Origin of the sequence: Mesobacillus subterraneus (assembly GCF_000934845.1) — a bacterium.
GTDB lineage: Bacteria > Bacillota > Bacilli > Bacillales > Cytobacillaceae > Mesobacillus > Mesobacillus stamsii.
The window spans coordinates 1-7,389 of the sequence record NZ_JXIQ01000188.1; the positions used below are offsets into that span (position 1 = coordinate 1).

Genomic DNA, 7,389 nt, shown 5'->3' on the forward strand with positions numbered 1-7,389 from the left:
AAGTTTACTCCTCAGAGCTGAGGTACAATAACCTTGATTTACGGAAAAACAAAAGTACTTTATAATAGATAAGTCAGGCAGCAACTGTCCAAATCCACTAAAAAGCCGTTTCTCCCATTTTACTTTCCCTTTTTTGGCTCTAAACGAGGAAAGATAGAAAACTAGAAATTATGATATTTTTTTGCAACACTAGTGAGTTTGCCTGAAAGAATGCTTTTTGCAGAAAGTTCGATTAAAATGAGATGGACAGACTGTAGAGAAAAACATAAGGGTGGGAATGGACTAATGAAAACGGCCGTCGTTACGGATAGTACCGCGTATATCCCGAAGGAGCTGCGGGAAAAATGGGGCATTTACATGATTCCATTAAGCGTGATATTTGATCATGAGACATATAGAGAAGAAATTGACATCAGTGCAGAGGAATTTTACAAAGAGGTGAAACAGCGCGAGCTTCCAAGCACGTCCATGCCGCCGATTGGTGAGTTCGTTGCGCTTTTTGAAAAATTGATGAAGGAATACGATGCGGTCATCAGCATCCACTTGTCCAGCGGGATCAGCGGCACCTTCCAAGGGGCTGTCAGTGCGGGCGATATGGTGGATGGAATAAAAGTCTATCCGTTTGACTCGGAAATCAGCGCGATGGTGCAGGGTTTTTATGCCTTGGAGGCTGCTGAGCTGGCAGAGCAGGGTGTTCACGCGGAGGAAATCCTCGAGCGTTTGAAGGAAATGAAGCGTTCGATCCGCGCTTATTTTATGGTAGACGATTTAAGTCATCTTCAGCGCGGCGGCCGCTTGTCCAATGCCCAGGCGTTGATTGGCAGCCTGCTGCAGGTGAAGCCTTTATTGCATTTTCAGGACAAAAAGATCGTTCCGTTCGAAAAAGTACGCACGAGTAAAAAAGCAATGAATCGTGTTGTCGAATTGCTTGCAGCGGATGCGAACAGCGGCGAAGAGTACCGGGCAGTCATCATCCATGCCAATCGTGAAGCGGAAGCGCTGGAATGGAAAAGCGAGCTAGAATCACTATTTCCGAATGTAGAATTCCTGTTAAGCTACTTCGGGCCGGTTATTGGCACCCATCTTGGTGAGGGTTCAATGGGGCTGGGCTGGTATAAAAAATAAGCATTAGGATGAATCGCCAGATCCGCAGGGGATTTGGCGCTTTATCGGTTATCCCCATCAAAATAGAAGTTATCAACAAAATTTGCTCCCACCTCTATTTATCCACAGAAATAACCGTTTCCATTACACTTACCAACAAAGTAACCCACATTATCCACATAAAAACGGTGTTATCCACATTAAAATCCACAAAAGGCTGTGATTAACTTTGACAAAAGAAGAAACTTACCTCCTCCCTGTTGATGAATCATCATTCACTGATCGATTATCCACAGACCGTTCGTTTCCATTCCATGCTGACATGCAAAAAATCCTGTTTGGGAAACAGCTGCTGCTCGAGGAATTGCCTTTTCCGCTTGAGGAAATACGGCAGCACGAACAACATGGTTATCTGCTTTTTCGGAAGGGAATCAAGAGAGAACTGCTGTCCTGTGTAAGATGCGGAACGACTGATGCTTCCTGGTTTGCCGAGTTTCCTTGCGCGCGCTGTGGAAAAGTGGAGTTCTATTGCCGCAAATGCTTGATGATGGGCCGGATAAGTGAGTGCTCGCAGCTTGTCAGCTGGGCGGGGCCAGACCTGAATTTTCGACAGATTGCGGACCCGCTTCAATGGAGCGGAAAGTTATCAACAGGACAGCAGGCAGCGTCCCAGCAAGTGGCAGAGGCTGTGGAAAACTCAGCGGAGCTGCTTGTCTGGGCAGTTGCTGGGGCTGGAAAAACGGAGGTGTTATTTGCTGGGATTGCCGAGGCGTTATCCACAGGCAAGCGGATTTGCGTCGCTACGCCAAGGACGGATGTCGTTCTGGAGCTGGCACCCAGGCTGCAAAAAGTGTTCCCGGATTGTAAAATTGCCGCTCTTTATGGCGGCAGCGAAGACCGCCATGAAGCTGCCCAGCTAACCATTGCTACGACGCATCAGCTGCTCCGTTTTTACAGGGCGTTCGAAGTGATGATTGTCGATGAAGTCGATGCCTTCCCTTATTCGATCGATCAAACGCTGCAATATGCTGTTGAGCAAGCGAGAAAACCAAAGTCCTCCTTAATCTACTTAACTGCTACCCCTAAGAAGCAATGGCAGCAGCAATGCCGTCTTGGCAAAAGAGCGTTTATCACGATACCTGCCCGTTACCACCGACATCCTTTGCCGGTGCCACAGTTTATCTGGTTCGGAAACTGGGAGAAGCAGCTTTCGAAAGGGAAACTGCCGGCGATTAGTAGCAAATGGGCAGAGGCTAGATTAGCCGCAGGAAAACAAGCGCTGATTTTTGCCCCGAAAATCGCCGCCATGGAGAAAACCCTCCGCATTCTTCGCCGAATGGATCCTTCTATTGAATCAGTCCACGCCGAGGATCCCGACAGAAAAGCAAAAGTCATCAAGTTCCGAAATAAGGAAATCCCCATCTTGCTCACCACCACCATTCTCGAACGCGGTGTTACGATCCCGAATATTGATGTCGCGGTCATCGGGGCGGAGGACAGAATTTTTACCGAGAGCGCACTTGTGCAGATTGCTGGCCGGGCAGGAAGAAGCGCCGAATTTCCGACAGGAACTGTGACGTTTTTTCATTATGGCAAAACAGAGGCGATGCTCGGTGCCCGCAGGCAAATCCTGATGATGAACAAGGAAGGAAGGAAGAAGGGGCTGATCGATCGATGAAAGATTATTGTCTGATCTGCCATCAGGAAATAAAGGCAAATTTTTCCTGGACGACTTTATTCAGAGAAGAAAAGGCAGCAAAAATTTGCGGAGACTGCAGCGACAACTTTTCGCCGATTACTGGGGAAATCTGTGAAATCTGCGGCCGGCCATTTGCGTTTTTGGAAGCAGAATATAAGCTGGAAAAGCGCTGCAATGACTGCGCGCGCTGGGAGGAGGATGAGCAGTGGCGCGGAACGCTCGATCAAAATCGCTCCCTGTATCGCTATACCGATTTTACAAAGGAAGTGATCGCGAAATTCAAGTTTCGCGGGGACTATGTGCTTGCAGAGATTTTTGCCGAAGATGTTCAGCTCGCTTTGCAGGCTTTTCACTATGATTATCTTGTCCCCATTCCGCTAAGTGGAGAGCGGCTGTACGAAAGGGGCTTCAACCAGGCGGAAGCACTGATTGTCACGGCTGGCTTCGAACCAACGCAGTTACTCTCGAGGGTTCACAGCGAAAAACAGTCGAAAAAATCGCGCTCTGAAAGAATCCACCATCCGCAAGTATTCGAATTCACTACAGATCTCCAGCTGAACAGTAAAACAATTTTGCTGGTGGACGATATATATACTACAGGCTCGACGCTCAGGCAAGCAGCAAAAATCTTGAAACGGAACGGAGCTGCGAAGGTGTATTCATTCACTTTGGCACGCTAGATAAGATATGATTGAAGGAGGAAGGACATTGGACCTTCAAAATTGCCCAAAATGCGATGCACTCTATGTAAAAAATAAATTTCGTGATGTTTGTGAAAAATGCTGGAAGGAAGAAGAGGCAGCCTACGATACAGTCTCTAAGTACATGAGGAAACGGGAAAACAGAGCAGCAACTGTCCTCCAAGTCGTAGAAGCGACCGGTGTCCCGGAAGAGTTGATCTTAAAATTCATCCGAGCAGGCCGATTCCAGCTGACTCAATTTCCTAATTTTGGTTATCCTTGTGATAAATGCGGTGCGGTGATTCGAGAAGGAAGAATCTGTGCGTCGTGTGCAGAGGACTTGATTGCTGACTTGCGCACCGTCCAAAAAGAAGATCAGCGAAAAAAAGAAATCGCCGATCGACAGGCGACTTTTTACACACACCGAGAATAGGGAAAAAGAATGATTAAATAGTGGCAGCTTCCTGCCGATAATAAAAGTAGAAATCGTTTTGGAAGTGAGGGATAGACGATGAAAATTAATCATAATATAGGCCCATCAGGGGTCAATCCATATAAACGCCAGATGAGCACGCCGGATGCGGCAGCGAACGCAGCAAACAAAAAGGCTGATAAGGTTGAGATTTCCTCGACTGCAAAAGAAATGCAGCAGCTTTCTCATCTATCTGTCCAGCGCCAGCAAAAAGTCGAAGAGCTGAAGCTGCAGGTAGAAAACGGCATGTATAAAATAAACCCGAAAGAAACAGCCAAGGGCATACTGGCGTTCTATCAGAAAAAAGACTAGCATCTAGTTTTATAGGAGGAGGGCAGTCGATGTCCGCTGAATCATTGATAACGATCATGAATAAATTGCATAAAATGCACAAAAGTCTATACGAATTGGCCGTAAAGAAAACCGATATCGTAAAAACAGGCGACACAGCTGCCCTCGATCAGCTTTTGAAGGAGGAGCAAGCCCATGTGGCAGCGATCGATAAGCTGGAACAACAGCGGGCTGCCGTATCGAATGCCATTTTACCGGGTGCGTCTTTACAGCAAATTGCAGAAGCGAATCCGGCAAACAAAGAGCAGCTTCTCTCGATCAAAGCGGAACTGCTAGCGGTCATCTCCGAAATAAAGGTGCGGAATAGCCTGAATCAGCAGCTGATCCATCAGTCCCTGCAATTCATCAATTTTTCCAAAAGCCTTGTGCTGCCGCAGGAAAAGGAATTCAATTACGGCCCGCCTGCCGGCAAGAAAGCAAAGCCTGGTCCATCAACAGGGATGTTCAACTCAAAAGCATAATAATTGGAGGAACGAAACATGCGTTCAACCTTTATGGGATTAGAAACAGCGCGCCGCGGCATGTACACGCAGCAAAGCGCTTTGCAAACAACCGGACATAATATCGCCAATGCCAACACGCCCGGGTACTCTCGCCAGCGGATTAATTTTGAGCAGACCGAGCCATACCCGAATGCGGCGCTCAATCGTCCGCAAATTCCTGGACAGGTAGGAACAGGCGTCAAGGCAGGCTCGATCCAGCGTGTAAGAGAGAGCTTCCTTGACGTCCAATACCGTGGGGAAAACAATAAGCTCGGTTATTGGGAGACAAGGGCGGAAGCTTATAACAAGCTGGAGGAAGTCTTGAACGAGCCATCCGAATCGGGTTTGTCTAAAACGATGGACCAGTTTTGGCAGTCGTTGCAGGATTTGGCTGTAAACCCGACAAACCCTGGGGCTCGCTCCGTCGTTCGCCAGCGCGGAATTGCCGTGGCAGAGACGTTCAACTACCTGCACAATTCTTTGTCTTCGATCCAGCGAGATTTGAAAAATGAGGTTTCGGTTAGCGAAAAAGAAATCAATTCGTTAACCTACCAGATTAGCAAAATCAATGGGCAAATTGCCGATGTCGAACCACATGGCTATTTGCCGAATGATTTATATGATGAGCGCGACCGGTTGATCGACGAGTTATCTTCGCTTGTGAATATCAAAGTCGATTACACTAGTTCAAGCGGCGGCGCGCTGCAAATGGCCGATGGACAAGCGGTCATTAAGATGGTCAGCGACAGCGGCAAGGAGCTTGGAATTCTTGTCAGCGGGGATCGGCAAAATGATGTGACCGTAAACTTTGATGGAGCGAGTGAAGCGGTTAAAACGATTTCGATTGGCAGTTCAACCTTTGACTTTACCGATTTACATTCGACAGGAAAGCTTCAAGCGTTAGTAGATTCCTATGGGTATGAGGAAGGCGGCAAAGTTGCTGGAGTCTATCCTGATATGATGAAAGAGCTGGATAATCTTGCCTATGCATTTGCCACAGAGTTTAATGCTGTTCATGCAAAAGGAGTAAGTCCGAATGATATTGTAAACGCGGAAAAGGCTGAAAATCCATTTTTTGCAGATGCCGAAAATGTGCCAATTCAACGGGCGGGTTTTGCCGGAAGAATAGAACTAGCCCAGGAAATTCACAACAGCCTTGACAATATCGCAACGGCACAAGGGGAAGAAAAATTGGATGCCAATGGTGTTCCATATGTCGACGCTACTGTTGGCGACTCTTCCAACGCCCTGGCACTTGCCGATGTTTTCAATAAACCATTGGAATATCTGGAAGATTTTACGCCAACGGATCCAGCTGATGACGAACTGGCAAATTTCCGTAATTACTATGAAGGTGTCATCGGCGGCATGGCCGTGCTTTCACAGGAAGCGGTCCGACTGACACAAAACAGCAATTCACTGAGAGAATCGGTGGACAACCGCCGCAAATCAGTCAGCTCCGTTTCATTGGACGAAGAAATGACCAATATGATTCAGTTTCAGCATGCCTACAATGCATCAGCCCGGATGATTAGCCTTCAGGACGAGATGCTCGATAAAATTATCAATGGCATGGGGACAGCAGGAAGATAGGTGAAATGAAATGCGGATAACTCAATCAATGCTTTCTTCCAATTCATTAAAAAACTTGAGCGAAAGCTATCGCCGGATGGGGACCTACCAGGATCAGCTCGCCACTGGCAAAAAAATTACGAAGCCTTCCGACGACCCAGTGGTAGCGATGAAAGGAATGTTTTACCGCTCCAACCTAACTGAAGTTGAACAGTACAAGCGGAACCTTTCTGAGCTTTATCTGTGGATGGAGAACTCTGAAGCAGGAATCGAGCAGGCCAATAATGGCTTGCAGCGTGTCCGGGAGCTGGTGATTCAAGGGAAGAACGGTTCGATGAGCCCAACCGACCGTGAGGCAGTAGCCCGTGAGGTGGAACAAATTAAGGATGATTTGGTGCAAGTAGCGAACACCCAAGTATCCGGCCGCTATATTTTCCATGGAACCGATACAGATCACCCGCCCGTGCCGACGGAAAATCCGCCAAAGGTTGCAGCAAACTTGGCTGACCCTGCTATCAAAGCTTACAAAGTGGAGATTTCACGCGGCGTGTCATTGACGGCCAATGTTGATCCAAATGGCGTTTTTAATCAAGAACTTTTTGATGTGGTCCAGGAGATCCAGACAGCTTTAGAAGATGACAAAGCTGGCGATCTGGACCCGCTTTTGGAACGATTGGACGGAGCAATGGACAATCTTTCTTCAGAACGTTCTGAGCTTGGGGCACGCTATAACCGCCTAGAGATGATCGACGACCGAATCGCCCAGCAGGAAGTAATGGCAAATCGCGTCCTGTCCGATAACGAAGACGCAGATATCGAGCGGGTCATCACCGATCTGAAAACCCAAGAAAGCGTCCACCGCGCCGCACTAGGAGTCGGAGCCCGCATATTGCAGCCGACGCTATTAGACTTTTTAAGATAAGCTATTCTCATTGGGAATGGCTTTTTTTTCAGATAAGGAAGTATAAAATTCACTTCGAGAATTGTCCAGCTCCAGCGCCTAGCCCCTCGAGTCGCTTCGGTCCGCTC

8 protein-coding genes are annotated in these 7,389 nt (G+C 47.7%); all 8 read left to right on the top strand.

Annotated elements, in window-relative coordinates:
- Positions 1-285: 285 nt before the first annotated feature.
- The 8 genes from UB32_RS17545 (at position 286) to flgL (ending at position 7,282) form a co-directional block, all read left to right on the top strand.
- A complete protein-coding gene (locus UB32_RS17545; protein WP_044396229.1) occupies positions 286-1,125 on the top strand; it encodes a DegV family protein in 840 nt (279 codons plus the stop codon).
- 301 nt (positions 1,126-1,426) lie between these two features.
- Complete coding sequence (locus tag UB32_RS17550; RefSeq protein ID WP_044396243.1) at positions 1,427-2,782, top strand: DEAD/DEAH box helicase; 1,356 nt, start codon at positions 1,427-1,429, stop codon at positions 2,780-2,782.
- A complete protein-coding gene (locus UB32_RS17555) occupies positions 2,779-3,483 on the top strand; it encodes a ComF family protein (protein ID WP_044396231.1) in 705 nt (234 codons plus the stop codon). Before UB32_RS17550 ends, UB32_RS17555 begins: the two co-directional genes overlap by 4 nt.
- Positions 3,484-3,490: 7 nt before the next feature.
- Positions 3,491-3,916: a TIGR03826 family flagellar region protein gene (locus UB32_RS17560; protein ID WP_044396233.1), complete on the top strand. Its 426-nt coding sequence runs from the start codon at positions 3,491-3,493 to the stop codon at positions 3,914-3,916.
- Positions 3,917-3,994: 78 nt separating this feature from the next.
- Positions 3,995-4,267: a flagellar biosynthesis anti-sigma factor FlgM gene (gene flgM / locus UB32_RS17565; protein ID WP_044396235.1), complete on the top strand. Its 273-nt coding sequence runs from the start codon at positions 3,995-3,997 to the stop codon at positions 4,265-4,267.
- Between the two features lie 29 nt (positions 4,268-4,296).
- Positions 4,297-4,767: a flagellar protein FlgN gene (locus tag UB32_RS17570; RefSeq protein ID WP_044396237.1), complete on the top strand. Its 471-nt coding sequence runs from the start codon at positions 4,297-4,299 to the stop codon at positions 4,765-4,767.
- A gap of 18 nt (positions 4,768-4,785) precedes the next feature.
- Positions 4,786-6,381, top strand: coding sequence for a flagellar hook-associated protein FlgK (flgK, locus tag UB32_RS17575; RefSeq protein WP_044396239.1), 1,596 nt, complete (start codon positions 4,786-4,788; stop codon positions 6,379-6,381).
- Between the two features lie 10 nt (positions 6,382-6,391).
- Positions 6,392-7,282, top strand: a complete 891-nt coding sequence (flgL, locus tag UB32_RS17580) for a flagellar hook-associated protein FlgL (RefSeq protein WP_044396241.1) — start codon at positions 6,392-6,394, stop codon at positions 7,280-7,282.
- Positions 7,283-7,389 lie beyond the last annotated feature (107 nt).

Excerpts from the sequence above, each read along its gene's own strand:
- UB32_RS17545 (WP_044396229.1), top strand. The coding sequence starts at position 286 with ATGAAAACGGCCGTCGTTACGGATAGTACCGCGTATATCCCGAAGGAG.
- UB32_RS17550 (WP_044396243.1), top strand. The coding sequence starts at position 1,427 with ATGCAAAAAATCCTGTTTGGGAAACAGCTGCTGCTCGAGGAATTGCCT.
- UB32_RS17555 (WP_044396231.1), top strand. The coding sequence starts at position 2,779 with ATGAAAGATTATTGTCTGATCTGCCATCAGGAAATAAAGGCAAATTTT.
- UB32_RS17560 (WP_044396233.1), top strand. The coding sequence starts at position 3,491 with ATGATTGAAGGAGGAAGGACATTGGACCTTCAAAATTGCCCAAAATGC.
- flgM (WP_044396235.1), top strand. The coding sequence starts at position 3,995 with ATGAAAATTAATCATAATATAGGCCCATCAGGGGTCAATCCATATAAA.
- UB32_RS17570 (WP_044396237.1), top strand. The coding sequence starts at position 4,297 with ATGTCCGCTGAATCATTGATAACGATCATGAATAAATTGCATAAAATG.
- flgK (WP_044396239.1), top strand. The coding sequence starts at position 4,786 with ATGCGTTCAACCTTTATGGGATTAGAAACAGCGCGCCGCGGCATGTAC.
- flgL (WP_044396241.1), top strand. The coding sequence starts at position 6,392 with ATGCGGATAACTCAATCAATGCTTTCTTCCAATTCATTAAAAAACTTG.